The following is a 25,202-nucleotide window of genomic DNA, read 5'->3' as shown; positions in this document are numbered from 1 at the left end:
CTCACACGCGGGATAGTATCGGCAGCGACGCATTCGATGAACCGACTGACGGGCGAGAGGGGCTTTGGTCATGAGCGGAATAGCACGCATACTGGCGACGGCATTGACGGTTCTGACGCTTGGCAGCGCAGCGGCCATGGCGGATGATGACAAGATCATGGTCTTCGGCGGCGATACCTATGCCAGCGGCACGACGACCGTGCTCAACCAGGACAGCCCGCGCAATGCCTTCGTGGCCGGCGCGACGGCGCGGCTTGACGGTTCCGTCGGGCGCGATGCGCTTCTGGCGGGCGCCAGGGTTCGTTCCAACGCGAGTGTGAACGGCGACCTTTATGCAGCGGGCTTTTCCGTCAAGATCGACGGCACGGTCGCCGGCGATCTTTCGGCCGCTGGCGCGGACATCGAGATCGGGCCCCGCGCGGCCGTCAGCGGCAATGCCCGGTTGGCGGCCGGCTCGGTCGAAATCAACGCGCCGATCGCTGGCAGTCTGCTCGTCGGCAGCGGCGACCTGACGCTGAACGCGGCGGTTTCCGGCGATGTCAGGATCATGGGCGACGAGATCGCCTTCGGCCCGGATGCCGCGATCGGCGGCACGCTGACCTATTACGCGCCCGACGAAGTCGCCATTCCGGAATCGGTGATTGCCGCCGACAAGGTGACCTACCGCAAGCTGACGCCCAAACCGGCCTCGGAAGAAGCGCCCGAGCCGGAGGTCGTCTCCGACACGACCGTGGTCGCAAGCTTCATTTCCATGCTGGTCTTCATGCTGGCGCTGGCGACGGTGTTCCTGCTGCTGGCCCCGCAGCGCACGGAAGCGGCGCGGGCGCGGCTGATCACCCGGCCTTTCGCCTCGCTCGGCTATGGTTTCGTTGCGCTGTCGACGCTGTTCGGCGCGGTGCCGCTGGCGCTGATGACGCTCATCGCCATTCCGCTGATCCCGTTCATCATTCTGGCGACGGTAGCCCTCTGGACGCTCGCCTATCTGCTCGCGGTCTACGCTCTGTCCTGGTGGCTGGTTACCAGCATCAGGCCGCTCAAGCCCAGCCTCGTCAACCGCCTGCTGGCGATCGCCGGCGGGCTGGTGCTGATGTCGCTGCTGCACTACCTGCCGTTCTTCGGCTGGATCGCGAACATCATCGTCGTGCTGCTCGGCTTCGGCGCGATGGCGGCGCTTTGCGGCCAAGGCATGCTGGCGCGGCGCGCGCGCCGGAAGGCCGATGTGGTCGAAACCCCGCCGCCGCACCCGCCCGCAGCCGCGGCAGCAGATCCTACCGATCCGCCTGACGAGCCGCCGCGGGCATAGGCGATCTCAGAACCGGAAACCAATGCCGAAATTGACGGCATTGGTAAGGATTCCGGTCTTCATGCGGTCGCCGCTGTCGATCTTGACGTCGACCCAGGAATAGTTCGCCTTGTATTCGACGAAGGCGTCCCAGTTTTTGGCGAAATTGTAGGATACGCCCGCCTGGGCCTGCACGGTCGGGCCGCCGAACTGGTAGTCATAGGTGCGGCCGGATGGCCGGGTGACCTCGACATGGGGCACGTTGATGCCGGCCCCGAGGCCGACATAGGGCGTCCATTTGCTGTCCTTTATCGGAAAGCGGTAGAGCGCGTTCAGCGTCAGCAGGTTGAGCCCGTCGGTGAACTCGAAATGGCTCCAGCCCGATTTGGCGAGCGTCGCGTCATCGGCATAGACCTTGGCATGGCTGAAATCGAGCGCAATGCCGAGGTTCGGTTGCTTGTAACGGTCGAGCCAGTAGGTTGCGCGCGCGCCCCAATAGGCAGGCCAGTTGAACGACCGGCCCTCCCAGCCTGCGGTGAAAGCGTCAGCGCCATTGATCTCGATCGGTGAATGCGGCGCGGTCTGATAGCCGCCATAGACGGAGAACGCGGTTTCGGCAGACGCGCGATCGGCAGAAGCGGCAAATGACGAGGCAAGCAGGAGCAGGCCCGCTGAGGCGGTGAGGCGAAGCATGGAGTGTCCCGGAAGCGACGTGTTGTTAACCATAAAAAAAGTATAAATTGGTTAAGGCTTCATGAACGGTCACGCCCGCGACGGCTGCGTTTCATGTTGGCCCGAGCGCTCGGCCCTTGTTGTTCCGCCGAAAACATGTTTCCTTTTTGTTCCATAGAGAATCAGGAGGCGCATGTGAGCGATATGGCGGGGTTGATAACGGGTGACGATGGCAGGGACCGCTGTTTCTGGCATGGCAACCTGCCCGACTATCTCAGATATCATGATGAGGAATGGGGCCGGCCGGTCACCGATGATGTCCGGCTGTTCGAGAAGATCTGTCTGGAAGGCTTCCAGTCGGGGCTGTCCTGGCTCACCATCCTGAGGAAGCGCGAGAATTTCCGCGCCGGTTTCGACGGCTTCGATTTTCACAAGATTGCGCGGTACGGCGAGAAGGACGTCGAACGTCTGCTCGGCGATGCCGGCATCATCCGCCATCGCGGCAAGATCGAGGCGACGATCAACAACGCCGCCCGCGCCATCGAGATGGAGGCCGAGTTCGGGTCGCTAGCCGCCTATTTCTGGGCGCATGAACCGGGACCGGAGGACCGGCCGAGGGTGGTCGATCTCGAAACGCTCAGGGCGAATCCGACCACCTCCGTCTCCGTGAAGATTTCGAAGGATCTGAGAAAGCGCGGCTGGAAATTCGTTGGCCCGACAACGGTCTATGCCTTCATGCAGGCCATGGGGCTGGTGAACGATCACCTCGACGGCTGCTGCTGCCGCGATGAGGTGGAGCGGCTGCGGGCCGCGCTGAAGCGGCCCGTCGCGTCCTGATCAGCCGATCTGCAGCACGAAGATCAGGCCGAGCGCGATTCCCGTCAGTACGCCGATCGACAGGATCGCGGTCGCGATCACCCGTCCGCCGGCGCGGCCGAGCGAGCGGATGTCGACGGAGAGGCCCAGCGCCGCCATGGCCAGCACGGTGAGCGCGTTGGAGGCGTGGGCAAGCGGCGGAACGACCCCTTCCGGAATGGCGCCGACAGACCGCAGCGCCATCATCAGCGCGAAGCCGATGATGAACCACGGCGCGATATGCTTCAGCTTGACCTTCGAGCCCGCGCCTGAGGCGGCGGCGCGCGCGGTCATGCCGAGCGCGAGGAGCACGGGGCCGAGCATCATTACCCGGATAAGCTTGACCAGCGTGCCGGTCTGCACCGCGATCACCCCGCCCGGCTGGGCGGCGGCGAGCACCTGCGGCACGGCATAGACGGTGAGGCCGGAGAGCACGCCATATTGCGGCGCGGTCAAGCCCAGGCCGACCAGCGCAAGCGGCAGCGCCAGCACCATGACGACGCCGAGCACGGCGGTAAACGCGATGGCCGAGGCGATATCCTCCGGCTCCGCGTCGATGACCGGGGCGGCTGCCGCGATCGCCGAATTGCCGCAGATGGAATTGCCGCAGGCAACCAGCGTCGCAAGCTTGTGCTTCAGCCCGAGACCGCGGCCGATGCCGTAGGAAATGGCGATGGCGGCAATCACGGTGAAGATGATGCCGAGCACCAGAGCCGGGCCCGCCGCCTTCAGCGCCTGAACGCTGATCGAGGCGCCGAGCAGCACGATCGCCACTTCCAGCACGAATTTCTCGCAGAACCGGATCCCGGGGTTGAACGCCGCCGGCAGGTGGACGAGCGAACGGATGGCCGTGCCGATGAGGATGGCGAGCACAAGGTTTTCGACGAAACGATGCTCGGTAATGTGAACTTCGACGGCTTCCAGCCCGAAGGCCGCCAGGGCGACGAGGCAGGAGAGCAGAATGCCGGGCGCGAGCGAGATGAAGCGTCCGGTCCAGGGGTGGATATTTTCGGTTTCGACGGCAATGCGCATGGGAGAATCCTGTGATGCGCAAAGCATGTCATGCTCAAATATAGGCTTCCATCGAATAATAATTGACGTTTTGTTCGGCAAAAGAGAATGTTCATCCCATGATGACCCTTGAGCAATTGGTTGTGTTCGTGGCGGTGGCCGAGCGCGAGCACCTGACGCGGGCGGCCGAAGCGCTGCATCTGACGCCGTCTGCCGTGTCCAGCGCCATCCGCAAGCTGGAAGACTTCTATTCCGTCACCCTCTTCGACCGGGTCGGGCGCGGCATCGTGCTGACGGCGGAGGGGAGGGTATTTCTGGATGAGGCGCGGGCGACCCTTGCGCGGGTGCGCTCGGCCGAACGCGTGCTGGGCGAGCTTGGCGGGCTGGAGCGCGGGGCGCTGTCGGTCTTCGCCAGCCAGACGATTGCCAGCTACTGGCTGCCGCAGGTGCTGATGCGCTTTCACGCGCGCTATCCGGGCATCGAACTCAGGCTGTCGATCGGCAACACCGTGGCGGTGGCGGAGGCCGTTGCCGGCGGCGAGGCGGAGCTTGGCTATATCGAGGGCACGCTCGACAATCCGCTGCTGGCCAAGCGCCACCTGACCGACGACGCGCTGATGGTGGTGGTCGCGCCCGGCCATCCGCTGGCCGATGGCCGACCGGTGACGCCGGGCGAACTCGCCCGGCAGGCGGCCTTCGTGCTGCGCGAGGAGGGCTCCGGAACGCGCTTTGAGTTCGAGCACGCCATGGCCGGTTTCGGCATTGCGCCCGCAGACCTCAACGTGGTGATGGTGCTGCCCTCGAACGAGGCGGTGCTGTCCGCCGTGCGCTCCGGCCATGCGGCGACGGCAATCTCGGGCGCGGTCGCGGCGCCCTGGCTTGCCTCAGGCGAACTGAAGCGGGTGAATTTCGACCTGCCGTCGCGCGCCTTCCAGCTTTTGAGCCACAGGGAGCGGCATCTGAGCAAGGCGGCGAGCGAACTGGTGGCCTTCAGCCTCGCATCTCAGCCGGACGAACCGGGCGCGGGTCCGCCCAGAGCCGGCGGCGTCTGCTCAACGGCCACATAAAGCTCATGCGGCGTGTCGGGCAGGCCGCGCCGGTAGCCGAAATCGAGCTTGAGGTCGCCAAGCCTTACCCCGGTCGCCGCGGCATGGGCGTGCAGGCGGGCAAAGCCATCGGCGATTTCCGCAAGCGGCCCCTCATGGACGAGGCGGAGATAGCGCCCGGCGGCAACCACATGGCGTTCGAGGCCGGGCGGTATCTCCGTCTTGCGCGATGCCAGGAAGCCGAGAAACTCGATATAGGCGCCGTCCGGCTGCTTGCGCGAGACTTCGAGAAAGTGCTCGGCATCCCCGGTTGCGGCGAACAGCCGCTGCCAGCCTGCGGGAACCTTTTCCGGCAATTCATGCCACGCGCCGCGCACGCTGAGGCCGATGCAGACGAGCTCGGGCATCGATATGGTTTCAATCTCCATCGGTCCTCCGTTTGGCCGCCGCCGGTCCGTGGCGGTTGTCGGGCGTGGCCTTGGCGCTTGCCGGACCCACGGCGATCCGTTAATCAGGGCCCGGAAAATGAAGCTGTGTTCCGGATAGGTCAACCATGAGCGACAAGAAGAAGAAACCGCAGAAGCTGAAAGCCCGCCTGCCGCGCGGCTTTGTCGACCGCTCGGCCGCCGATATCCGCGCGACCGAGGCGATGATGGCGAAGATCAAGGCGGTCTACGAGAATTACGGTTTCGATCCGGTGGAAACGCCGCTGTTCGAATATACCGATGCGCTGGGAAAATTCCTGCCGGACAGCGACCGCCCGAACGAGGGCGTGTTCTCGCTGACCGATGATGACGACCAGTGGATGTCGCTGCGCTATGACCTGACCGCGCCGCTTGCCCGGCATGTCGCGGAAAACTTCAACGACATCCAGCTTCCCTACCGCACCTATCGCGCGGGCTATGTGTTCCGCAATGAAAAGCCCGGCCCCGGCCGCTTCCGCCAGTTCATGCAGTTCGACGCCGACGTCGTCGGCGCCCCCGGCGTCCAGACGGATGCCGAAATGTGCATGATGATGGCCGACACGATGGAAGCGCTTGGCATTCCGCGCGGGGATTATGTGATCCGGGTGAACAATCGCAAGGTGCTGGACGGCGTGCTGGAGGCGATTGGAGTTGAAGACCCGCATCAGAAACTGACGGTTCTGCGGGCGCTCGACAAGCTTGATAAATTCGGTGCAGAAGGGGTATCGCAACTTCTCGGAAAGGGCCGCTGGGACGGCCAAAAGGAAGGGGAAGGTGACTTCACAAAAGGAGCAGGACTTACTGAAGACCAACTCTCAAAGTTGATGATTTTTCTGACTTATCGTCCGGCTAATCTGGTTACCTTTGAGGATGATGGCTCAACTGTGAAGGCTCTACGCACGGCTGTCCTTCGAGAGGATGGGTCTACTGATTTGCGCGTGCCTGACAATTTTAAAATAATCGAAAATTTTGCGAATGATCTCCCGAAAACCGACAAAATTGAGAACGCACTAACCGAACTTCGGTCTATGGCTGAAGTTTTCGAGAAATGCGGCTACTCAGAAGATCGGATTAAGATTGTTGTCGATCTATCCGTTGTTCGCGGCCTCGAATACTACACAGGCCCCGTCTACGAAGCCGAGCTCCTCTTCGACGTCACCAATGAAAAAGGCGAAAAAGTCGTGTTCGGCTCGGTCGGCGGCGGCGGGCGGTATGACGGGCTGGTGTCGCGGTTCATGGGCCAGCCGGTGCCGGCGACGGGCTTTTCCATCGGCGTGTCGCGGCTGATGACGGCGCTCAAAAACCTCGGCAAGCTCGGCGCGTCCGAGGTGATCGAGCCGGTGCTCGTCACCGTCATGGATGGCGATGCCGAGGCGATGGGGCGCTATCAGAAGATGACGCAGACGCTGCGCCGCGAAGGCATCCGCGCCGAGATGTACCAGGGCAACTGGAAGAAATTCGGCAACCAGCTCAAATATGCCGACCGTCGCGGCTGCCCCATCGCCATCATCCAGGGCGGCGACGAGCGCTCGCAAGGCGTCGTCCAGATCAAGGACCTGATCGAGGGCAAGCGCTTGTCCGGCGAGATCGAGGACAACGCGGAATGGCGCGAGGCGCGGGTGGCGCAGGAGACCGTGCCGGAGGGTGATCTGGTGGCAAGGGTGCGCCAGATGCTGGAGGCGCAGGCGGAGGACCGGCGTCGGGCGGGATGATAGGCGGGGGGGCGTCGGCTCCCACAACCTCCTCCTCCTGAGGGCAAGGCTATTGTAGATGGCCTTGGATCTTGCTCCATATACTCTCTCCCGCTTGCGGGAGAGATGCCCCGACAGGGGTAGTGAGGGTGTCCGCGTGGATAGGTTCCCCCCTCACTGTCGCTGTCGCGACATCTCTCCCCTCCGGGGCGAGAAGACTTGGGGGCTGTGCGGAAAAGCCTTCTGCGACAAGCCGTCCCTTCAAGGGGGATCGGTGGCCTCGACGTCCGTCGCTATTTTCTGGCAATCGTGCTACATATAGCAGCGAGGATGACGATCCTCTCGATGAGGTGAGCCATGAGTTTTGAACAGGTCTATATCACGATACCGCTGATCTTGCTGGTTCCGGCATTGGGAATGCTTGGCTTCCAGCTTTGGCGCGCCCGGCATAATCATTGAGCTTCCGGTAACCGGCGGTCCTGTCCGGTTCCGGCCATTTTGCTTATGTCTCTCAAATCCATCCATCACATACAGCTTGCCATGCCCGAGGGCCGGGAAGACGAGGCGCGGGCGTTTTATGCCGGCGTGCTTGGCGTCCCGGAGGTTGAAAAGCCCGACAATCTGAGAGCGCGGGGCGGGTGTTGGTTCGAGCGGGGAGAATTGCGCATTCACATCGGCGTCGAGAAGGATTTCCGGCCCGCGAAAAAGGCGCATCCGGCGTTTCTGGTCGATGATGTCGCGGCGGTTGCGGCGGCTGCGGAAAAGGCCGGTTACGAGGTCAAAGCGGATGCGCCGCTTGAGGGATTCCTGCGCACCTATGTTTATGATCCCTTCGGCAACCGGATCGAACTGATGCAGGTTTTGGACTGATCCAGGCCGCAATCGTTGACTTTTGCCGCAAAGGATGGTCATCGGGTGCGGCAAACAGTAGAGACGACCCATGCCCTCCACCAGCCTGCCGGATTGCGCCGGCGCCATTCTTGCCGCCTTTGCCGCGCGCGAAACGGATCTGACCGACACGCCGGTGATCCAGCCCGCCGCGCCCTTTCTGGACATGACCGGCGAGGCGCTGCGCCGCCGCATTTTCATGACCGAGAGCGAGACGGGCGAGAGCCTCTGCCTGCGCCCGGAATTCACCATCCCCGTCTGCCGCCGTCACATCGCGGAGAACGCCGGCACGCCGAAGCGCTATGCCTATTGCGGCATGGTGTTCCGCCAGGCGCGCGAGGACGGGGCGGACGAGTTCTTCCAGGCGGGCATCGAGGATCTGGGGACGGCCGATGTCGCCGCCGCCGATGCGCGCGCCATTGCCGATGCCTGGGGCGCGCTCGGCGCCTGCCTGCCGGGCCAGCGCCTTGCCGTCACGCTCGGCGACCAGGCGATCTTCGAGGCGGTGGTGCGGGCGCTCGGTCTTCCAGGCGGCTGGCAGAAGCGGCTGATCCAGGCCTTCGGTAACCATGCGCGGCTCGAGGCGCTTCTGGAAACGCTGGCACGCCCGCAGCCGGTCTCCGGCCTCGACCGCCGCGTCGCCGCCTTCCTCGCCGATGGCGACGAGGCGGGGCTGGTGGCCCATATTGACGAAACCATGCAGGTTACCGGCTATTCCACTAATGCCAGCCGCAGCCCCGAGGAGATTGCGCGGCGACTGAAGGAAAAACTGGCGCTCTCCGTCACCAGTCTCGATGCCGATGCGCTGGAGGCGCTGACGAGTTTTCTCTCGCTCGAGGTCGGTCTTGACGCGGCATCGTCGGCGCTTGCGGCCTTTTCGGAAAAGTTTGATCTCGATATCGGCGCGGCGATCGGCGCGTTCGAGGCCCGCATCGCGGCGCTTGCGGCAGCGGGCGTCGAGGTGGCCGCGATCACCTATCGCGCCGCATTCGGCCGTCCGCTTGATTACTATACGGGCCTCGTATTCGAAATCGCGGAAGCCGGTGCGCGCGGCGCGCTTCTGGCGGGCGGCGGACGTTATGACCGGCTGCTGACGCTGCTTGGCGCCAGCGACCATATTCCCGCCGTCGGCTTTTCGCTGTGGCTCGACCGGATCGAACGCGCCCGAGAAAAAGCCGGAGGAACACCATGACCGTCACCATTGCGCTGCCCTCCAAGGGCCGGATCAAGGAAGGCGCGGAACAGGCGCTCGAAAGGGCGGGCTTTCCTGTCGAGACCAACGGCAATGACCGCTCCTATCGCGGGCAGGTACGCGGCCGGCCGGATATCGAGATCGCCTTCCTGTCGGCCTCGGAGATTTCGCGCGAGGTCGGCAATGGCGCGGTCGATTTCGGCGTGACCGGCGAGGATGTGGTGCGCGAGAACGTGGCGGACGCCGATGCCCGGGTGGAGTTCGTCTCCCGCCTCGGCTTCGGGAAGGCCGATGTGGTGGTGGCCGTCCCGGAAATCTGGCTCGATGTCGACACGATGGCGGACCTGAACGATGTCGCCTCGGAATTCCGCAGCCGTCACGGCCGCCGTCTGGCGATCGCGACGAAATTCTGGCGGCTGACGCAGCAGTTCTTCACCGCCAAGCACGGCATCCAGCTCTATCGCATCGTCGAAAGCCTCGGGGCGACGGAAGGCGCGCCCATGGCCGGCCAGGCCGACATCATCGTCGATATCACCTCCACCGGCTCGACGCTTGCGGCCAACCACCTGAAAATTCTGACCGACGGCGTGATCCTGAAATCGGAGGCCTGTTTCGTGCGCGCGAAAAAGACCTCGCATGAAGGCGACCCGGCGATCGACGAAATCCTGGCGGCGATGCGCGGATAAGAGGCAGCGCAAGCCGCTGTTGGCGAAGCCGTGTATCGTCCATCCCTATTTGGTGACGATTGGCTGAAATCGTCATTTTTTGGTCCGGACGACACTTTTTTGCCATTTTAATGACAAGCATGGTCTTGCGATTTCGATCCGCACTGCACATCTCGCACCTATCCGCAAAACATTTTTCAGGAGCGTCCATGTCACGCTTGTCCGATTTTCCGATCACCCAGAAATGGCCGCCGAAAGACCCGGAAGTCATCCAGCTCTACTCTCTTCCCACTCCCAACGGCGTGAAGGTTTCGATCGCGCTTGAGGAGCTTGAGCTGCCCTATGAGGCGCATCGCGTGTCCTTCGGCACGGACGACCAGATGTCGCCGGAGTTCCTGTCGCTGAACCCCAACAATAAGATCCCGGCGATCATCGACCCCCACGGTCCTGACGACCTTCCGGTCGGCCTGTTCGAGTCCGGCGCGATCCTGCTTTACCTCGCCGAGAAGGCCGGCAAGCTCATCCCCAATGATCCGATCGGCCGCTACGAGGCGATCCAGTGGGTGATGTTCCAGATGGGCGGCGTCGGGCCGATGTTCGGCCAGTTCGGCCACTTCTACAAATATGCCGCCGACAAGGTCGCCAACAATCCCTATCCGGTCGAGCGCTACAAGAAGGAAGTCCGCCGGTTGCTCGGCGTTCTGGAAGGGCGCCTGCGTGACCGCAAGTTCATCATGGGCGAGGATTATTCGGCCTATTCGATCGCCGATATCGCGATCTTTCCCTGGGTGCGCGGCCTGTCGGTCGGCTACGATGCCGCGGATGTACTGGGCCTTGCCGATTTCAAGTCTGTTTCCGCCTGGGTGGAGCGCTGCTCGGACCGCCCGGCCAGCGTCAAGGGCTTCACGGTTCCCGCCGAAGCCTGAGGCGAGACACAGCATCGCTATGCTTGAGAAGAAGCGCGGTCCCGGCGGTCGCGCTTTTTTGTTGCCTGCGGCGCGGTTTTGTCAGGAACCGTTTCGTCAAGGACGGCGTTTCTTCGTCACAAGAGCAAACACGCTTTCAACACGAGGAGATCTGAACATGACCAAGACACTGGACGACCTGTTTCTCGACACGCTCAAGGACATCTATTTCGCCGAACGCCAGATCGTGAAGGCGCTGCCGAAAATGGCGCGCGCCGCGCAATCCGACGATCTCAAGGAAGCCTTCAAAAACCACCGGGAAGAGACCGAAGGCCAGATCGAGCGCCTGCAGCAGGTTTTCGAACTGCTCGGCAAGCCGGCCCGCGGCAAGACCTGCGAGGCGATCCAGGGCATTATCGAGGAGGGTGAGGAGATCATCGAGGACTTCAAGGATACGCCCGCTCTCGATGCCGGCCTCATCTCCGCCGCGCAGGCCGTGGAGCATTACGAGATGGCCCGCTACGGCACGCTGATCGCCTGGGCGAAGCAGCTCGACAAGAAGGACGTTGTCAAGCTTCTGGAGGAGACCTTCGAACAGGAATCGACGGCGGATCTCGAACTTTCCAAGCTTGCCGAGAAATCGCTCAACGCACATGCCAAGGCGGCGTGATCGCGCATCGGCGAACCATGACTACGGAGAGGGCGGCGCGGCCGCCCTTTTCGCGTCCGAGGATCTTTCGAAGGCCGCGACCTCAGAACTTGAAGCCGATGCCGGCCATCAGGCTTGCCTGGCTCAGCTTGCTGTCGGGCAGGCCCGGAATACCCGTTGCCTGGGTGATGATGTCGGTGGAGCCGTAGTCGCTGTAGCTCGCCTTCAGCCGGGCGAACACGTTTTCGCTGATCGCATAGTCGATGCCCGCGCCGAGCGTCCATCCGTTCATGACCTCGTCATAGCTCCTGCCGGTCAGCGAGAAGGAGCCCTCAAGCCTGGTTGCGGTCCAGCCGCCGGAGGCAAAGACCAGAAGGCGGTCGAAGGCATAGCCGACGCTGCCCTCGACGCTCGCCCGCCACTCTGTACCGAAGGTGACGCTCTGGCCGTTGAGAAACGGGTAGGGCGAAACGACGGTGTAGGAATTGTCATTCCAGTTGTAGCCGAATTCGCCATTGATGCCGACGACGACGTTGTTATTGAGCTGATGGCTGTAGCCGGCGAAGACGGCGGCCGCGCCGCCATCGGCGCTTTCAGTCCTGGTGCCGGTGAAGAGGTCGTTCGGCACTTCGCCGGCAAGCCATCCATAACCGCCCTCCGCCCCGAGATAGGCGCCCGACCAGTCGTAGGTCGCGGGCGAAGCCGGGATCGGCGTTGCCATCGGGTCTGCGGCAAGCGCGGCGGTGGCTGTGGTGGTTGCGAGAAGCGCCGGAAGAAATGCTTTCATTGATCGATTGGCCCTGCATGAATGTGAGACGTGGACGCACCGGGGCGTCCGGTGACATGCCGTTCATTGAAGACATGCACCTATGTCCCGCCACGCCTGTTCGCCGCTCCGGTTGAAGCGTCCCGATTTCATCAGGCATCGGTAAAATGCGCAATTTATAAATTAACTTTTGTTCATCTTTTTGGTGCATGCGGCACGTCAGTCGCATTCCGCTTGCGTGGCGACGGCGCAAGCCGGACACACAAAAAAGGCGCCCCGAAAGGCGCCTTCTCCAAATTTCGACTGGTCGAGCTGGGCGCTCGGCAACCAGGCTTTCGCCTGATTTGATCATGCCGCCAGTTTGGCGCGCTTGCCGCGCCAAACCCCTTGGGATCATGGGCGTGCTATTCTGCAATCAGGCTTTCGCCTGATTACATCATGCCGCCAGTTTGGCGCGCTTGCCGCGCCAAACCCCTTGGGATCATGGGCGTGCTATTCTGCAATCAGGCTTTCGCCTGATTACATCATGCCGCCCATGCCGCCCATTCCACCCATGCCGCCCATGTCGGGCATGCCGCCGCCGGCCGATTCCTTCTTCGGCGCTTCGGCGATCATGGCCTCCGTGGTGATCAGCAGCGAGGCTACCGAAGCCGCGTTCTGCAGAGCCGTGCGGACAACCTTGACCGGGTCGACGATGCCCATGGCGATCATGTCGCCATATTCGCCGGTCTGGGCGTTGTAGCCATAGTTGTCGTCATTCTTGTCGAGGATCTTGCCGACAACGATCGAGGCTTCGTCACCTGCGTTGGTCGCGATCTGACGAACCAGCGACTGAAGCGCACGGCGAACGATGTTGATGCCGGATTCCTGGTCGTCGTTCTCACCCTTGGAGGTGATCTTCGTGGAGGAGCGCAGAAGAGCAACGCCGCCACCGGGCACGATGCCTTCCTGAACAGCAGCGCGCGTCGCGTTCAGAGCGTCGTCGATGCGGTCCTTCTTTTCCTTCACTTCGACTTCCGTGGAGCCGCCGACGCGGATCACGGCAACGCCGCCAGCGAGCTTGGCAAGACGTTCCTGCAGCTTTTCGCGGTCGTAGTCGGACGTGGTTTCTTCGATCTGGGCCTTGATCTGGGCAACACGGGCTTCGATGTCGGCCTTCTGGCCGGCGCCGTCGACAACCGTGGTGTTTTCCTTGGTGATCGAGACCTTCTTGGCCGTGCCGAGCATGTCGAGTGTAACATTTTCGAGCTTGATGCCGATGTCTTCGGAAATCACCGTGCCGCCTGTCAGGATGGCGAGGTCTTCCAGCATGGCCTTGCGGCGATCGCCGAAGCCAGGCGCCTTGACGGCAGCAATCTTCAGGCCACCGCGCAGCTTGTTGACGACGAGGGTCGCAAGCGCTTCGCCTTCAACGTCTTCAGCAATGATCAGGAGCGGCTTGTTGGACTGAACGACAGCTTCCAGAACCGGCAGGAGAGCCTGAAGGTTGGAGAGCTTCTTTTCGTGCAGCAGGATGTAGCAGTCTTCCAGCTCGGTGATCATCTTCTCGGAGTTGGTCACGAAGTAGGGCGACAGGTAGCCGCGGTCGAACTGCATGCCTTCAACGACTTCGAGTTCGGTTTCGGCGGTCTTGGCTTCTTCAACCGTGATGACGCCTTCATTGCCGACCTTCTGCATGGCAGCGGCAATGTCTTCGCCGATCTGCTTTTCGCCATTGGCGGAGATCGTGCCAACCTGAGCAACTTCCTCAGAGGTGTTGATCTTCTTTGCCTTGGCCTGCAGGTCCTTGACGACTTCGTGGACGGCCATGTCGATGCCGCGCTTCAGATCCATCGGGTTCATCCCGGCAGCAACAGCCTTGTTGCCTTCGCGGATGATCGAGGAAGCGAGAACGGTTGCCGTGGTGGTGCCGTCACCGGCGATGTCGTTGGTCTTCGAAGCAACTTCGCGGACCATCTGGGCGCCCATGTTTTCGAACTTGTCTTCCAGTTCGATTTCCTTGGCAACCGAAACACCATCTTTGGTGATGCGCGGAGCGCCGAAGGACTTTTCGATAACAACATTACGACCCTTGGGGCCGAGTGTGACCTTCACAGCGTCAGCGAGCACGTCAACACCGTGCATCATCTTTTCGCGCGCAGAGCGGCCGAATTTGATTTCTTTAGCAGCCATTTGAAAACTCCTGGTTTATCAAAACCTTATGGGCAAGTGCCCGGCTGGATGGAATGGTGAATCGTGGACAGATGCGCTTGATTAAGCGACGATGCCCATGATGTCGGCTTCCTTCATGATCAGAAGGTCTTCGCCGTCGAGCTTGACTTCGGTGCCCGACCACTTGCCGAACAGAACCCGGTCGCCGACCTTGACGTCGAGCGCGACAACATTGCCGCTGTCGTCACGAGCGCCGGAACCGACGGCGACGATTTCGCCTTCCTGCGGCTTTTCCTTGGCGGTGTCGGGGATGATGATGCCACCCTTGGTCTTTTCCTCGGACTCAACGCGACGTACGACGACGCGGTCGTGCAGGGGGCGGAAAGAAATGCTTGCCATTGTCTGTACCCTCGATCAAATGACATTCGCAGCCGCTTGACGCGGCCACCTGGATAAGTGTTAGCACTCTCACTGGGTGAGTGCTAATGACGGAGATTTAGGAGGTGGGGTGCGGCGTGTCAAGAAATCGGCGAAAAGATTTTTTTCGTTTGCCGGGAGAGGCGCGCGCGGCCTGAATGGGGCTTTCATACAGGTTTTATCTCCGGCCGATAACCCTTGGCCGATGATTTCCGCCCGGAATGCGAGGAGATTGTGACGGAGAACGCCGTTCAGGATAAAAAACCGAGCTTTTCCGAACTGGTCGCGGTGTTTGCCCGCATCGGCTGCCTGTCCTTTGGCGGTCCGGCCGGCCAGATCGCGCTGATGCACCGGATCGTGGTCGAGGAAAAGCGCTGGCTGAAGGAAGACCGCTACCTGCACGCGCTGAATTATTGCATGTTGCTGCCCGGCCCGGAGGCGCAGCAGCTTGCCACCTATATCGGCTGGCTGCTCCACGGCGCGCGCGGCGGGGTGGCGGCGGGCCTCCTGTTCGTCCTGCCGGGCCTTGTGGTCATTATCGGGCTTGCCGCTTTCTACGCCGCCCTTGCCGATACGACCTGGCTCGAGGCGGTATTCACCGGGCTGAAGGCGGCGGTTCTTGCCATCGTCATCCAGGCGCTCTGGCGCATGGGCCGGAAATCGCTGAAGGGCCCGGTTTCGGTTGCTTTCGCCGTCATTGCCTTCGTGGCGTTGTTCGTTTTCGGGGTTGCCTTTCCGCTCGTCGTGCTTGCCGCCGGCTTTGGCGGCTATTTTCTCATGCGCGGCAGTGCCGATCCGGGCGCGGAAGACGAAGAGCCCGCACCGGCGCGGCAGAAGAAGGGCCTGCGCGCGATCGCCACGATTGCCGTATGGACATTCGTCTGGCTGCTGCCTCTCGGTATTCTGGCCCTCCTCGGCGGAGCCGGGACGCTCAGTGACATTTTCGGCTTCTTCGTCAAGGTGGCGCTGTTTTCCTTCGGCGGGGCCTATGCCGTGCTCTCCTATGTGGCGCAGGAGGCGGTGACGACCTATCACTGGCTGACGCCCGCCGAAATGCTCGACGGGCTGGCGCTGGCGGAGACCACGCCGGGGCCGCTGGTTCTCGTGCTCTGTTTCGTCGGCTTTCTCGGCGCCTATGCCGCGCCGGTCTTTGCCGCGCCCCTCATCTCGGGCATGATCGGCGCTTTCCTCACGGCATGGGCGATCTTCGTGCCGAGCTTCGTCTTCATCTTCGCCGGCGCGCCGTTCATCGAGGATCTGAGAAAGAACCCGGCGCTTTCGGGTGCGATGGCCGGCATCGGCGCGGCGATCGTCGGGGTCATCGCCAACCTGTCGTTCTGGTTCGCGCTGCATGTGATGTTCGATCACGTCGGACGCGTCGAACTCTTCGCGCTGCCGCCCCTCGTTGATGCCGGTCCGGTCTGGCCGGTGTGGTCGAGCCTGCATGTCTGGTCGCTGCTGTTGAGCCTTCTCGCCGCCATTGCGCTCTTCGCGTTCCGCATCGGCGTCGTGCCGCTTCTCTTGGGCGCGGGGCTTGCGGGGCTTGCCATTGGCAGCTGGTTATGACCATTAGGGCCTCAAAACCCGCCCGTAGCGCCCTCCCGAAGCCAAAAGGACACGCCATGCCCCGTTCGATCCCCGCCCTCAGCGCGCTCTATGCCGATTACGACATCGTGCTCTGCGACGTCTGGGGCGTGCTCCACAACGGGGTTGCGGCCTTTCCGGCGGCCCGGCAGGCGCTGAAGGATGCACGCGCCGCCGGCAAGACAGTGATCCTGCTCACCAATTCGCCCCGGCTTTCCCCCGCCGTCGTCAAGCAACTGGCGGTCCTTGAAGTCTATGAGGAAAGCTATGACGCGATCGTCACCTCCGGCGACGTGACGAAGACGCTTGTCGCCGAAGGGCCGCGCAAACTCTTCCATCTCGGCCCGAAGCGCGACACCGGCCTGATCGACGGAACCGGCGCGGAACTGGTGGGCGAAGGGGAGGCCGAGGGCATTCTCTGCACCGGCTTCTTCGACGACGAGACCGAGACCCCGGAAGACTACCGCGCCATGCTCGTCGGCTTTCAGCAGCGCGCCGCGCCGCTGATCTGCGCCAACCCGGACCTTGTCGTCACCCGCGGCGACCGGCTGATCCCCTGCGCCGGCGCGCTTGCCGCCCTTTATGAAGAGCTCGGTGGCGAGACCCGCATTGCCGGCAAGCCGCACACGCCGATCTACGAGGCGGCGATGGCGACGGCCCGTTCGCTGGTCGGCGAAGTCGACAAGACCCGCGTCCTTGCCATCGGCGACGGCATGCCGACGGATGTGAAGGGCGCGCTCGACTACGGTCTCGACCTCCTGTTCATCGCCGAGGGCATTCACGCCGGCGACTACACGGTCGATGGAAAGGTTGACGAAGCGTCGCTCAATCGGTTCTTGACGGAGCGGAACGCAGAGCCGAAATACTGGATGCCCGATCTCGCCTGAGGTCGGCCGCATTCATCTGGAAGCTGAACATGACCGTATTTCACCGCAACGAGTTTCGCGAACCCCTGCCGTCCGCACTGAAGGGCGGGGTGGTGGCCATCGGCAATTTCGACGGCGTGCATCGCGGTCATCAAAGCGTGCTGGGGCGCGCGCTCTCGCTTGCCGAGGAGCGGGGCGTGCCGGCGCTGGTGCTGACCTTCGAACCGCATCCGCGCACGGTGTTCAACCCCAAGGCGCCGGTCTTCAGGCTGACGCCGGCGCCGATGAAGGCGCGCCTGCTTGAGGCGATGGGCTATCACGCGGTCATCGAATATCCCTTCGACCGAACCTTTTCGCAGCGCTCGCCGGAAGAATTCGTCACCACGGTGCTGCTCGACTGGCTGGCGGCGAGCGAGGTCGTCACCGGCTTCGATTTCCATTTCGGCCGCAACCGCGAGGGCGGGCCGGCCTATCTGATGCAGGCCGGCAAGCGCCACGGCTTCGGCGTGACGCTGATGGATGCCTTCCGCGACGAGAATGCCGAGGTCGTCTCCTCCAGCCGCGTCCGAGACCTTCTGACCCGCGGCGAGGTGGTGGAGGCGTCAGGCCTGCTCGGCTATCGCTACACGGTTACCGGCGAGGTGATCCATGGCGAAAAACTCGGCCGCACGCTCGGCTTTCCGACGGCCAACATGGCGTTCGATCCCGACGCCAAGCTTCGCCCCGGCATTTATGCCGTGCGTTACCGCCGTCCGGACGGCACGCTGCATGACGGGGTGGCAAGCTTCGGCCGCCGCCCGACCGTGGTGGAAGACGGACGGCCGCTGCTGGAGACCTATATCTTCGATTTCAAGGGCGATCTCTACGGCGAGACCGGTTCCGTCTCTCTCTTCGGGCGCTTGCGCGACGAGTTGAAGTTCAACGGGCTGGAGGCCCTCGTCGCCCAGATGCACCGCGACGCCGACCAGGCGAAAGCGCTGCTTTCGGCCGTTCAACCGTTTTCGGCCCTCGACGCGAAGATCGCTTTTTGAGTTTGACGCCCGGACCGCCCCTCAGGCGTCAGCGCGGAATGTGGATGCTCTCCCGGATATGCTTCAGCGAGACGACGATGGTGAAGGTCATGATCACCAGAAGCGTCCATGAACTCCATTTGCCGAGATGCACGGTCGACCACGCGCCGATCTGGTCCGGATATTGCCAGACGGCGAAGAAGGTCGAGATGTTTTCCGCAAGCCAGATGAAGAAGCCGATCAGGATGAAGGCGAGCAGCATCGGCATTTTCCGGTCCCGGTCATAGGGGCGGAAGACCACCGTTGACCGCGCGTAAAGCCCGATCGCAAGCGCCGCGATATACCAGCGATAATCGCCGATGAAATGATGGGTGAAGAAATTGGCATAGATCAGCAGCGCCACCAGAGCGGCCATCCAGTAGGGCGGGTGGTGCAGGATGCGCACCTGCAGGATGCGCCAGGCCTGGATGATATAGCTGCCGACGGCGGCGTACATGAAGCCGGAAAACATCGGCACGCCGAAAAGCTTGGTATAGGCGAAGTCCGGATAGGACCAGGACTGGATCGCGCCGGACGTCTTGAACACTTCGAGCGCGAAGCCGACGATGTGAAACAGGCAGATCGCCCGGAATTCGTCCCAGGTCTCCAGCCCGAGCCGGATCATGGAAAACTGGATCGAAAGCGCGATGACCAGCAGCACGTCATAGCGCGGCAGTCCCAGGACGCCCTCGCGCGGCACGATGAAGATCGAAACGAAGAACAGGCCGGCAAACAGGCAGGCCCGCGCCTCCTTGAGGCCGAAGAACAGGAACTCGACGGCAAAGCGGCGGATGCCCGTAAGTCCTGGCGCGGGACGGATGTCCATGAGCCAGGTATCGAGTGAACCGATGAGCGGCGGCGAGGCTGTGGTCACGTAAGGCCTTTGTTGCGGTTTGCGGGAACGCTCCGCAAAATAGGGGTCTCTATACGGCGAAAGCATGACGCGGACTGTCTGGCCCCGATGGGGTGGCTCTCCGTCCGAACGGTTTCAGGGTGCGAGGCCTGCCAGAAGTTCGGTTGCTGCCTCGTCTGTCGTGACCGACACGATTCTGATGCCGTGCTTGCGGGCGCTTTCGAGCCCGGCATTGTTGTCGATCAGCGAGCGGGTGATGAAGGCGTCGATCAGGGCACGCTGGCTTCCGGCTTGTTCGTGGTAGCGACTGTTCGCATAAATCCGTTCGGCAATGTGATCGGGTTCTGCATGCAGGAACAGACAATGCACAGTCTCGCTCGCCCAGTCGGCCATATATTCCGGCCTCAATGCCGAGCCTTCGAGCACGAGGTTCCGCCCTCGCGAGAGTGCATCGCCAATGATCCGCCCGATCATCGGTCGCATGTTCTCGTGGTGTGCGAGCAGCAGCCAATGCGCTGTATCCGGCGAGAGCTGGCTGTAGAACTCGGCAATCTCGGGGCGTGGTTCGGGCCACGGCCGCCCCGGATGGCGGGCAAGCATATCGGTCGATTGCTGCGTCCAGCCTCTCTTGCCGGCTATGCGCGCTGCAAGGCTCGATTTTCCGGCATGGGATGTGCCGCCGATCAGAATGACGGTCATTGGAAATCACTTCGCATGATTGAGGCCCGCCTGCATCCGCGCCGCCTTCTTCCGCGCGCGTTTGCGCTCCATCAGCTTCGGGCGGATGAGGCGGTAGCCGAGGAGGAGCACGCAGACGGCGATGTAGAACATGATCTCCGGGCCGATCACCTTGCGGCCCATGGCAAAGTGCAGCGTGCCGAGCGCGGCGATGAGATAGACCAGCTTGTGCAGGCGGATCCAGTTCTGCTTCAGCGTCCGGATCGCCCAGTTGTTGGAGGTCAGCGCCAGCGGGATGAGGAGCACGAGCGCGATCATGCCGAAGGTGATGAACGGCCGCTTGATCACGTCTTCCACCACGACGGAGAGGTTCATCTGCTGGTCGAGCACCAGATAGACCAGGAAATGAAAGCACACATAATAGAAGCCGAGCAGGCCGAGCGCACGCCGGTAGCGCAGGAGGTTGATGCCTGCGAGATCGCGCAGCGGCGTGACGCAGAGCGTCAGCAGGATGAAGCGCAGCGCCCAAATGCCGAGCAGGTGCTCGAAGGTCTTGACCGGATCGACGCCGAGATTGTTGGTCGCGCCGAGGTAAAAATACCAGACGGCCGGGAGAAGCCCGACGGCATAGAGCGCCCAGACAGAGGCGGGGCGCCACCAGGCGGCGCCGGATTTCCTGGCAGGTTTCTGAGCCATGTTCTGCGCCGCCGGATCAGTAGTATTTCGCAAGGTCCATGCCGGCGTAAAGGCTTGCCACCTCGTCGCCGTAACCGTTGAACATCAGTGTATCGATGCGCTTGCCGCCGCCGAAGAGGCCGCCATCCTCGCCGATGACGCGCTCGGTCGCCTGGCTCCAGCGCGGATGCGGCACATTCGGGTTCACATTGGCATAGAAGCCGTATTCGCTCGGCTGCAGCAGGTTCCAGCTGTTGGGCGGCTGGGTATCCGTGAGCGTGATCTTGGTGATCGACTTGATGCCCTTGAAGCCGTATTTCCACGGCACCACGAGGCGCATCGGCGCGCCGTTCTGGTTCAAAAGCGTCTTGCCGTAGAGCCCCACGGCGATGATGGTGAGCGGGTGGTTGGCCTCATCCAGCCTGAGTCCCTCCACATAGGGCCAGGGCATGGGCTGGCCGAAACCGCTCTGGCCGGGCATTTCCTTCGGCCGCACCACGCCTTCAAACGCGACATATTTGGCCGAACCCGTCGGCTCCGCCATGTCGATGATCGATTTCAGCGGAATGCCGACCCAGGGAATGACCATCGACCAGGCTTCGACGCAGCGCATGCGGTAGACGCGCTCTTCCAGCGGAAACGTCGTCAGCAGCGTGTCGATATCGACGGTCTGCGGTTTCTGCACCATGCCGCCGATCTCGAAGGTCCAGGGATAGGGCTGGAATTTGCCGGAATTCCTGGACGGATCGGCCTTGCCGGTGCCGAACTCGTAGAAATTATTGTAGTTGGTCACGTCCTCGAAGCTGGTTTGCGCGCGGTCCGGCATGGGGTAGGGGCCGGGCACCGTCTTCAGCGCCTCTCCCTGGGTGAGCGTGGCCGCGTTCGCTTCACCGCTTCCCGCGCCCGTGACGAAGGTGGCGCCGGCGGCGAGGCCCGCGGCCAGAAGCGTGCGGCGCTTCAGGTATACGTGCTCCGGCGTGATCTCAGAGGCCGGAATGTGCGGCGGTTTGTATGCTGGCATGATCTCAGCCTCCCGAATTGGCATTCATGACGCTATACGTCGGAAGATCGCCTATAGTTTCCCCCTTCACAACAAACATCTGAACCACATTTTTGTGTACGGGGCGTGAGAGGCGTGCGGTGCATGGGAGGTCAGAAGGCCTTTGGAAGGCCTGCCTGCTTCAGCGTCTCGTTTGCCGTATGGCGGGACTTCGTGCCGCTGTCGACCGTGAAGTGCCGGTTGGAGATCGGGCTGCGCCAGATCTCATGATCGCCTTTTCCGGGCCGGATGTATTCGCATCCGGCCTCGGTCAGAAGCCTTTTGAGTTCACGCAGATAGCCCGCCATAACGCGCTAGAAGCTTGGGTTGGGCACTTTTGCCATGTGATCAGCCAGGATGTGGACGGAAATTTCTCTCGCGTCAAAAGCCAGTCCGTTCAATTCGATAAGATCGGAGATGGCATCGACCACCTTGATGCGAAGCTGTTCCACCGTTTCCGCTTCAACGGCAAGCCCGTCAATATCCGTGCTGCTTGCAACCCAAACATGTGCCTCGTCATCCCATATAGCCTGCACAGTGATCGAATCTCGCTTCATCGCCCGCTCCCAAGCTTCTCAAGATAGGCCTCTCAACCGGAACTTTCGCACGAAATATGGGCCGTTGAAAGCAGATTGTCAGGGCGCACACAACCGTACCGGAGAGTACCATTTTCGCCCCAAGCGATAGTGACAGGCCTCGTGAATTGCGTTACGACACACTCAATACGGCGGATTTTCGCCCGAAAAGGGCTGTACGGAGAAGAGGAGCTCCCGTACCGACGCCCGAAATTTTTGGAAAGGAAGACCCATGCCAGCCTATCGTTCCAGAACGACCACCCATGGACGCAACATGGCCGGCGCGCGCGGTCTCTGGCGCGCGACCGGCATGAAGGAAGGCGATTTCGGCAAGCCGATCATCGCCGTCGTCAACTCGTTCACCCAGTTCGTGCCGGGTCACGTGCACCTGAAGGACCTTGGCCAGCTTGTCGCCCGCGAGATCGAGGCGGCCGGCGGCGTTGCCAAGGAATTCAACACCATCGCCGTCGATGACGGCATCGCCATGGGCCATGACGGCATGCTCTATTCGCTGCCGTCGCGCGAGATCATCGCCGACAGCGTCGAATACATGGTCAATGCCCATTGCGCCGATGCCATGGTCTGCATCTCCAATTGCGACAAGATCACCCCCGGCATGCTGATGGCCTCTCTGCGCCTCAACATCCCGACGATCTTCGTCTCCGGCGGCCCGATGGAGGCCGGCAAGGTGGTGCTGAACGGCAAGGAGAAGGCGCTCGATCTGATCGATGCCATGGTCGCCGCCGCCGATGACCGGATTTCCGATGACGACGTTCAGACGATTGAGCGTTCGGCCTGCCCGACCTGCGGCTCCTGCTCCGGCATGTTCACCGCCAATTCGATGAACTGTCTGACGGAAGCGCTTGGCCTTTCGCTGCCTGGCAATGGCTCGACGCTCGCAACCCATGCCGACCGCCGCCGCCTGTTCGTCGAGGCCGGCCACCAGATCGTCGATATCACCCGCCGCTATTACGAGCAGGATGACGAGAGCACGCTGCCGCGCAATATCGCCAGCAAGGCGGCGTTCGAAAACGCCATGACGCTCGATATCGCCATGGGCGGTTCGACCAATACGGTGCTGCATATCCTGGCTGCTGCCCACGAGGCGGAACTCGACTTCACCATGGACGACATCGACCGGCTGTCGCGCTATGTGCCCTGCCTGTGCAAGGTCGCGCCGGCGAAGAACGACGTCCACATGGAAGACGTTCACCGCGCCGGCGGCATCATGGCGATTCTCGGCGAACTGGACCGGGCGGGCCTGATCAAGCGCGAAAGCCCGACGGTGCATTCGGCCACCATTGGCGATGCGATCGACCAGTGGGATATCGTCCGCACCAATTCGGAAAGCGTGCGCAATTTCTACATGGCAGCCCCCGGCGGCGTGCCGTCGCAGGAGGCATTCTCGCAAAACCGCCGCTGGGCCGAGCTCGATCTCGACCGCGTGTCCGGCGCGATCCGCAGCGCCGAGCATCCCTTCTCCAAGGATGGCGGGCTGGCCGTCCTGAAGGGCAATATCGCGCTCAACGGCTGCATCGTGAAGACGGCCGGCGTCGACGAGAGCATCCTGAAATTCTCAGGCCCCGCGGTCGTCTTCGAAAGCCAGGACGCGGCGGTCAAGGGCATTCTCTCCAACGAGGTGAAGGCCGGCGACGTCGTCGTCATCCGTTATGAGGGCCCGAAGGGCGGGCCGGGCATGCAGGAAATGCTCTATCCGACCAGCTATCTGAAGTCGAAGGGTCTCGGCAAGGATTGCGCGCTGATCACCGACGGCCGCTTTTCGGGCGGCACGTCCGGCCTTTCCATCGGCCACGCTTCGCCGGAAGCGGCCAATGGCGGCGCCATCGGCCTCGTGCGCGACGGCGACATGATCGACATCGATATTCCGGGCCGCACCATCAACCTGCGCATCTCGCCCTCGGAGCTTGAAGCCCGCCGCAGCGCGCAGGACGAAAAGGGCTGGAAGCCGGAACAACCGCGACGCCGCAAGGTGACGACCGCGCTCAAGGCCTATGCCGCGTTTGCCGCCAGCGCCGACAAGGGCGCGGTCAGGATCCTGCCGGAATAGGCGAGGGAGTGGTTTTAAGAATGCAGAAGGCGCGGTCCCTGAGGGCCGCGCCTTTTTGTCAATCAGGAGCGTCGAGGCCGCAGCCTTTCACACACACTTAGTTGAATTTCTTCAGGGCGTTGATGCGGCTTTGATAGGCCTTTTCGAGACAGGCCTTGTCGATGCCGCAGGCCTCTCTTTCCTTGAGCCAGACCTCCTGCGCGATCTTCTGGGCGTTGACGAAGACCGGCGGCTTGTCCTTGATGGTGTGCTTGTAGAGCAGTTCGAGCTCGCTATCCATAAGGTTGAGCTTGGGGGTCAGGCAGATGGTTGCCTGGTTTGGCGTCAGGTGGTCTTTCAGCTTGCAGTCGAAGCTGGCGGCCTGTGCCGAAGTGCCGGTTGTTGCGGCGATGGTGGCGAGGCTCGCCACCGCCAGTCCCGCCGCAAGAAGGGCCGACGAACGGCCATATCGCTTGAAATTCTTCATCTGGTTTCTCCTGTTCACAATGCGAAAAGTCGCAAAGGAGGGCATTCTCGCTGCAATTTTAACGCGAATGCTCCGTCTCGTTGATGTCTGGAAAAACCGGCGAAAATCCGGCCGCAGGCGCGACGGGCACAGGCAAATCTTTTTGCCAGGCTGACGCGGGAAAGGGGAATGCGCATCGGGCGGCTCGCCATGGGCGCCCGATGCGTTGACATCAAAGCGGCTTGTCGATCCCGTCATAAAGCTTCTGCAGCTGGCCGATGCGCACTTCATAGGCCTTTTCGATGCAGGAGACGTCGGTGCCGCAGGCTTCGCGGGTTTTGAGCCAGGCCTTCTGGTCGTCGGCCATGTTGCCGGAAACGCCCATCGCGAAGAGGCCCTTCAGCATGGTGTACATGGTCGCCATCTTCACGTCGTCATCATTGAGCTGACGGTTGTCGCAGATGGTTTTCTCGTTGGCGTTGAGGCCGGAGGCCGAGCAGTCGAAGCTGGCGGCCCGTGCCTCGTTGCCGCCGAAGGGGGCGGAAAGCGAAAGCGTGAGCGCAAGCGCCATGGCGGCGGGCAGGCCGCCGAATGCGAGATAGGACTTTCGGTTCATTCTAATCTCCTCATCACTGATTTCCGGCCGGTATTAATACCCAGCGGCAATTGCGGCGAAATCATGCTTTGGCCAAAGAGGCTTTCTAGCCTTGATTCTC

Annotated in this window: 27 protein-coding genes; 13 read left to right on the top strand and 14 right to left on the bottom strand. The window is 62.3% G+C overall.

From position 1 onward, the window contains the following. Positions 1–70: 70 nt before the first annotated feature. Positions 71–1,303 (top strand): polymer-forming cytoskeletal protein, encoded by a 1,233-nt coding sequence (locus AZF01_RS12975; RefSeq protein WP_081725778.1) that lies wholly within the window; start codon positions 71–73, stop codon positions 1,301–1,303. A gap of 6 nt (positions 1,304–1,309) precedes the next feature. On the opposite strand, the gene AZF01_RS12970 is transcribed toward AZF01_RS12975, so the two are convergent. Next, positions 1,310–1,975, bottom strand: a complete 666-nt coding sequence (locus AZF01_RS12970) for an outer membrane protein (RefSeq protein WP_024708233.1) — start codon at positions 1,973–1,975, stop codon at positions 1,310–1,312. Between the two features lie 183 nt (positions 1,976–2,158). Here AZF01_RS12970 and AZF01_RS12965 point away from each other — a divergent pair, with 183 nt between their 5' ends. Then, positions 2,159–2,791: a DNA-3-methyladenine glycosylase I gene (locus tag AZF01_RS12965; RefSeq protein ID WP_024708234.1), complete on the top strand. Its 633-nt coding sequence runs from the start codon at positions 2,159–2,161 to the stop codon at positions 2,789–2,791. On the opposite strand, the gene AZF01_RS12960 is transcribed toward AZF01_RS12965, so the two are convergent. Further along, complete coding sequence (locus AZF01_RS12960) at positions 2,792–3,841, bottom strand: YeiH family protein (RefSeq protein ID WP_024708235.1); 1,050 nt, start codon at positions 3,839–3,841, stop codon at positions 2,792–2,794. Between the two features lie 101 nt (positions 3,842–3,942). Here AZF01_RS12960 and AZF01_RS12955 point away from each other — a divergent pair, with 101 nt between their 5' ends. Continuing rightward, on the top strand, positions 3,943–4,887 hold the full coding sequence (locus AZF01_RS12955) for a LysR substrate-binding domain-containing protein (protein ID WP_024708236.1): 945 nt from the start codon (positions 3,943–3,945) through the stop codon (positions 4,885–4,887). On the opposite strand, the gene AZF01_RS12950 is transcribed toward AZF01_RS12955, so the two are convergent. Then, positions 4,824–5,294 carry a GyrI-like domain-containing protein gene (locus tag AZF01_RS12950; RefSeq protein ID WP_024708237.1) on the bottom strand — a complete coding sequence of 157 codons (471 nt, stop codon included), beginning with the start codon at positions 5,292–5,294 and terminating at the stop codon, positions 4,824–4,826. The genes AZF01_RS12955 and AZF01_RS12950 overlap by 64 nt on opposite strands. 125 nt (positions 5,295–5,419) lie before the next feature. Here AZF01_RS12950 and hisS point away from each other — a divergent pair, with 125 nt between their 5' ends. From hisS to AZF01_RS12920, 6 genes are all read left to right on the top strand, one after another. Further along, the gene (hisS, locus tag AZF01_RS12945) at positions 5,420–7,042 is read left to right on the top strand and encodes a histidine--tRNA ligase (protein ID WP_024708238.1); all 1,623 of its coding nucleotides are present in this window, start codon (positions 5,420–5,422) and stop codon (positions 7,040–7,042) included. 483 nt (positions 7,043–7,525) lie between these two features. Continuing rightward, positions 7,526–7,891 carry a VOC family protein gene (locus AZF01_RS12940; protein ID WP_024708239.1) on the top strand — a complete coding sequence of 122 codons (366 nt, stop codon included), beginning with the start codon at positions 7,526–7,528 and terminating at the stop codon, positions 7,889–7,891. Between the two features lie 70 nt (positions 7,892–7,961). Further along, complete coding sequence (locus AZF01_RS12935) at positions 7,962–9,101, top strand: ATP phosphoribosyltransferase regulatory subunit (RefSeq protein WP_024708240.1); 1,140 nt, start codon at positions 7,962–7,964, stop codon at positions 9,099–9,101. Beyond that, positions 9,098–9,787, top strand: coding sequence for an ATP phosphoribosyltransferase (hisG, locus tag AZF01_RS12930; RefSeq protein WP_024708241.1), 690 nt, complete (start codon positions 9,098–9,100; stop codon positions 9,785–9,787). The genes AZF01_RS12935 and hisG overlap by 4 nt, the downstream gene beginning before the upstream one ends. 188 nt (positions 9,788–9,975) lie before the next feature. After that, positions 9,976–10,692 carry a glutathione S-transferase N-terminal domain-containing protein gene (locus AZF01_RS12925; RefSeq protein ID WP_024708242.1) on the top strand — a complete coding sequence of 239 codons (717 nt, stop codon included), beginning with the start codon at positions 9,976–9,978 and terminating at the stop codon, positions 10,690–10,692. A 151-nt stretch (positions 10,693–10,843) separates the two neighbouring features. Then, the gene (locus AZF01_RS12920; RefSeq protein ID WP_152534538.1) at positions 10,844–11,341 is read left to right on the top strand and encodes a ferritin-like domain-containing protein; all 498 of its coding nucleotides are present in this window, start codon (positions 10,844–10,846) and stop codon (positions 11,339–11,341) included. An 82-nt stretch (positions 11,342–11,423) separates the two neighbouring features. Here the strand turns inward: AZF01_RS12920 and AZF01_RS12915 are convergent, their stop codons facing one another. The 3 genes from AZF01_RS12915 to groES all read right to left on the bottom strand — a co-directional run bounded on the left by AZF01_RS12915 (position 11,424) and on the right by groES (position 14,636). Beyond that, a complete protein-coding gene (locus AZF01_RS12915) occupies positions 11,424–12,107 on the bottom strand; it encodes an outer membrane protein (RefSeq protein ID WP_024708244.1) in 684 nt (227 codons plus the stop codon). A 498-nt stretch (positions 12,108–12,605) separates the two neighbouring features. Then, positions 12,606–14,258, bottom strand: a complete 1,653-nt coding sequence (gene groL / locus AZF01_RS12910; RefSeq protein WP_024708245.1) for a chaperonin GroEL — start codon at positions 14,256–14,258, stop codon at positions 12,606–12,608. Between the two features lie 81 nt (positions 14,259–14,339). Beyond that, positions 14,340–14,636, bottom strand: a complete 297-nt coding sequence (gene groES, locus AZF01_RS12905) for a co-chaperone GroES (RefSeq protein ID WP_024708246.1) — start codon at positions 14,634–14,636, stop codon at positions 14,340–14,342. A gap of 216 nt (positions 14,637–14,852) precedes the next feature. On the opposite strand from groES, the gene chrA reads away from it, so the two are divergent. The 3 genes from chrA to AZF01_RS12890 are packed head-to-tail and all read left to right on the top strand — an operon-like array spanning position 14,853 to position 18,135. Next, positions 14,853–16,220 carry a chromate efflux transporter gene (gene chrA / locus AZF01_RS12900; RefSeq protein WP_024708247.1) on the top strand — a complete coding sequence of 456 codons (1,368 nt, stop codon included), beginning with the start codon at positions 14,853–14,855 and terminating at the stop codon, positions 16,218–16,220. Positions 16,221–16,276: 56 nt separating this feature from the next. Beyond that, positions 16,277–17,125: a TIGR01459 family HAD-type hydrolase gene (locus tag AZF01_RS12895; RefSeq protein ID WP_024708248.1), complete on the top strand. Its 849-nt coding sequence runs from the start codon at positions 16,277–16,279 to the stop codon at positions 17,123–17,125. Between the two features lie 29 nt (positions 17,126–17,154). Then, complete coding sequence (locus AZF01_RS12890) at positions 17,155–18,135, top strand: bifunctional riboflavin kinase/FAD synthetase (protein WP_024708249.1); 981 nt, start codon at positions 17,155–17,157, stop codon at positions 18,133–18,135. Between the two features lie 28 nt (positions 18,136–18,163). Here the strand turns inward: AZF01_RS12890 and AZF01_RS12885 are convergent, their stop codons facing one another. The 6 genes from AZF01_RS12885 to AZF01_RS12860 all read right to left on the bottom strand — a co-directional run bounded on the left by AZF01_RS12885 (position 18,164) and on the right by AZF01_RS12860 (position 21,955). Continuing rightward, positions 18,164–19,027 carry a DUF817 domain-containing protein gene (locus tag AZF01_RS12885; RefSeq protein ID WP_036237103.1) on the bottom strand — a complete coding sequence of 288 codons (864 nt, stop codon included), beginning with the start codon at positions 19,025–19,027 and terminating at the stop codon, positions 18,164–18,166. 114 nt (positions 19,028–19,141) lie between these two features. Beyond that, positions 19,142–19,705 carry a hypothetical protein gene (locus AZF01_RS12880; protein WP_036237105.1) on the bottom strand — a complete coding sequence of 188 codons (564 nt, stop codon included), beginning with the start codon at positions 19,703–19,705 and terminating at the stop codon, positions 19,142–19,144. Positions 19,706–19,711: 6 nt separating this feature from the next. Next, positions 19,712–20,380, bottom strand: a complete 669-nt coding sequence (gene msrQ / locus AZF01_RS12875) for a protein-methionine-sulfoxide reductase heme-binding subunit MsrQ (RefSeq protein WP_024708250.1) — start codon at positions 20,378–20,380, stop codon at positions 19,712–19,714. A 16-nt stretch (positions 20,381–20,396) separates the two neighbouring features. Next, positions 20,397–21,380 carry a protein-methionine-sulfoxide reductase catalytic subunit MsrP gene (msrP, locus tag AZF01_RS12870; RefSeq protein ID WP_024708251.1) on the bottom strand — a complete coding sequence of 328 codons (984 nt, stop codon included), beginning with the start codon at positions 21,378–21,380 and terminating at the stop codon, positions 20,397–20,399. Positions 21,381–21,511: 131 nt separating this feature from the next. Then, on the bottom strand, positions 21,512–21,706 hold the full coding sequence (locus AZF01_RS12865; protein ID WP_024708252.1) for a type II toxin-antitoxin system HicA family toxin: 195 nt from the start codon (positions 21,704–21,706) through the stop codon (positions 21,512–21,514). Between the two features lie 6 nt (positions 21,707–21,712). Next, positions 21,713–21,955, bottom strand: coding sequence for a DUF1902 domain-containing protein (locus AZF01_RS12860; RefSeq protein WP_024708253.1), 243 nt, complete (start codon positions 21,953–21,955; stop codon positions 21,713–21,715). Positions 21,956–22,205: 250 nt separating this feature from the next. Between AZF01_RS12860 and ilvD the strand changes: the two genes are divergently transcribed. Beyond that, positions 22,206–24,041: a dihydroxy-acid dehydratase gene (ilvD, locus tag AZF01_RS12855; RefSeq protein ID WP_024708254.1), complete on the top strand. Its 1,836-nt coding sequence runs from the start codon at positions 22,206–22,208 to the stop codon at positions 24,039–24,041. Between the two features lie 97 nt (positions 24,042–24,138). Here ilvD and AZF01_RS12850 read toward each other — a convergent pair whose 3' ends face one another. Beyond that, positions 24,139–24,507, bottom strand: coding sequence for a lysozyme inhibitor LprI family protein (locus AZF01_RS12850; protein ID WP_024708255.1), 369 nt, complete (start codon positions 24,505–24,507; stop codon positions 24,139–24,141). 211 nt (positions 24,508–24,718) lie between these two features. Continuing rightward, positions 24,719–25,102 carry a lysozyme inhibitor LprI family protein gene (locus AZF01_RS12845; RefSeq protein ID WP_024708256.1) on the bottom strand — a complete coding sequence of 128 codons (384 nt, stop codon included), beginning with the start codon at positions 25,100–25,102 and terminating at the stop codon, positions 24,719–24,721. Positions 25,103–25,202: the final 100 nt, after the last annotated feature.

This window comes from Martelella sp. AD-3 (assembly GCF_001578105.1).
GTDB lineage: Bacteria > Pseudomonadota > Alphaproteobacteria > Rhizobiales > Rhizobiaceae > Martelella.
The sequence above is the reverse complement of the archived record's forward strand: the minus strand, read 5'-3'. Positions and strand labels throughout refer to the sequence as shown.

What these genes read in the sequence shown, in the direction of transcription:
- AZF01_RS12975 (WP_081725778.1), top strand. Translation starts at nt 71, where the DNA reads ATGAGCGGAATAGCACGCATACTGGCGACGGCATTGACGGTTCTGACG.
- AZF01_RS12970 (WP_024708233.1), bottom strand. Translation starts at nt 1,975, where the DNA reads ATGCTTCGCCTCACCGCCTCAGCGGGCCTGCTCCTGCTTGCCTCGTCA.
- AZF01_RS12965 (WP_024708234.1), top strand. Translation starts at nt 2,159, where the DNA reads ATGGCGGGGTTGATAACGGGTGACGATGGCAGGGACCGCTGTTTCTGG.
- AZF01_RS12960 (WP_024708235.1), bottom strand. Translation starts at nt 3,841, where the DNA reads ATGCGCATTGCCGTCGAAACCGAAAATATCCACCCCTGGACCGGACGC.
- AZF01_RS12955 (WP_024708236.1), top strand. Translation starts at nt 3,943, where the DNA reads ATGACCCTTGAGCAATTGGTTGTGTTCGTGGCGGTGGCCGAGCGCGAG.
- AZF01_RS12950 (WP_024708237.1), bottom strand. Translation starts at nt 5,294, where the DNA reads ATGGAGATTGAAACCATATCGATGCCCGAGCTCGTCTGCATCGGCCTC.
- hisS (WP_024708238.1), top strand. Translation starts at nt 5,420, where the DNA reads ATGAGCGACAAGAAGAAGAAACCGCAGAAGCTGAAAGCCCGCCTGCCG.
- AZF01_RS12940 (WP_024708239.1), top strand. Translation starts at nt 7,526, where the DNA reads ATGTCTCTCAAATCCATCCATCACATACAGCTTGCCATGCCCGAGGGC.
- AZF01_RS12935 (WP_024708240.1), top strand. Translation starts at nt 7,962, where the DNA reads ATGCCCTCCACCAGCCTGCCGGATTGCGCCGGCGCCATTCTTGCCGCC.
- hisG (WP_024708241.1), top strand. Translation starts at nt 9,098, where the DNA reads ATGACCGTCACCATTGCGCTGCCCTCCAAGGGCCGGATCAAGGAAGGC.
- AZF01_RS12925 (WP_024708242.1), top strand. Translation starts at nt 9,976, where the DNA reads ATGTCACGCTTGTCCGATTTTCCGATCACCCAGAAATGGCCGCCGAAA.
- AZF01_RS12915 (WP_024708244.1), bottom strand. Translation starts at nt 12,107, where the DNA reads ATGAAAGCATTTCTTCCGGCGCTTCTCGCAACCACCACAGCCACCGCC.
- groL (WP_024708245.1), bottom strand. Translation starts at nt 14,258, where the DNA reads ATGGCTGCTAAAGAAATCAAATTCGGCCGCTCTGCGCGCGAAAAGATG.
- groES (WP_024708246.1), bottom strand. Translation starts at nt 14,636, where the DNA reads ATGGCAAGCATTTCTTTCCGCCCCCTGCACGACCGCGTCGTCGTACGT.
- AZF01_RS12895 (WP_024708248.1), top strand. Translation starts at nt 16,277, where the DNA reads ATGCCCCGTTCGATCCCCGCCCTCAGCGCGCTCTATGCCGATTACGAC.
- AZF01_RS12890 (WP_024708249.1), top strand. Translation starts at nt 17,155, where the DNA reads ATGACCGTATTTCACCGCAACGAGTTTCGCGAACCCCTGCCGTCCGCA.
- AZF01_RS12880 (WP_036237105.1), bottom strand. Translation starts at nt 19,705, where the DNA reads ATGACCGTCATTCTGATCGGCGGCACATCCCATGCCGGAAAATCGAGC.
- msrQ (WP_024708250.1), bottom strand. Translation starts at nt 20,380, where the DNA reads ATGGCTCAGAAACCTGCCAGGAAATCCGGCGCCGCCTGGTGGCGCCCC.
- msrP (WP_024708251.1), bottom strand. Translation starts at nt 21,380, where the DNA reads ATGCCAGCATACAAACCGCCGCACATTCCGGCCTCTGAGATCACGCCG.
- AZF01_RS12865 (WP_024708252.1), bottom strand. Translation starts at nt 21,706, where the DNA reads ATGGCGGGCTATCTGCGTGAACTCAAAAGGCTTCTGACCGAGGCCGGA.
- AZF01_RS12860 (WP_024708253.1), bottom strand. Translation starts at nt 21,955, where the DNA reads ATGAAGCGAGATTCGATCACTGTGCAGGCTATATGGGATGACGAGGCA.
- ilvD (WP_024708254.1), top strand. Translation starts at nt 22,206, where the DNA reads ATGCCAGCCTATCGTTCCAGAACGACCACCCATGGACGCAACATGGCC.
- AZF01_RS12850 (WP_024708255.1), bottom strand. Translation starts at nt 24,507, where the DNA reads ATGAAGAATTTCAAGCGATATGGCCGTTCGTCGGCCCTTCTTGCGGCG.
- AZF01_RS12845 (WP_024708256.1), bottom strand. Translation starts at nt 25,102, where the DNA reads ATGAACCGAAAGTCCTATCTCGCATTCGGCGGCCTGCCCGCCGCCATG.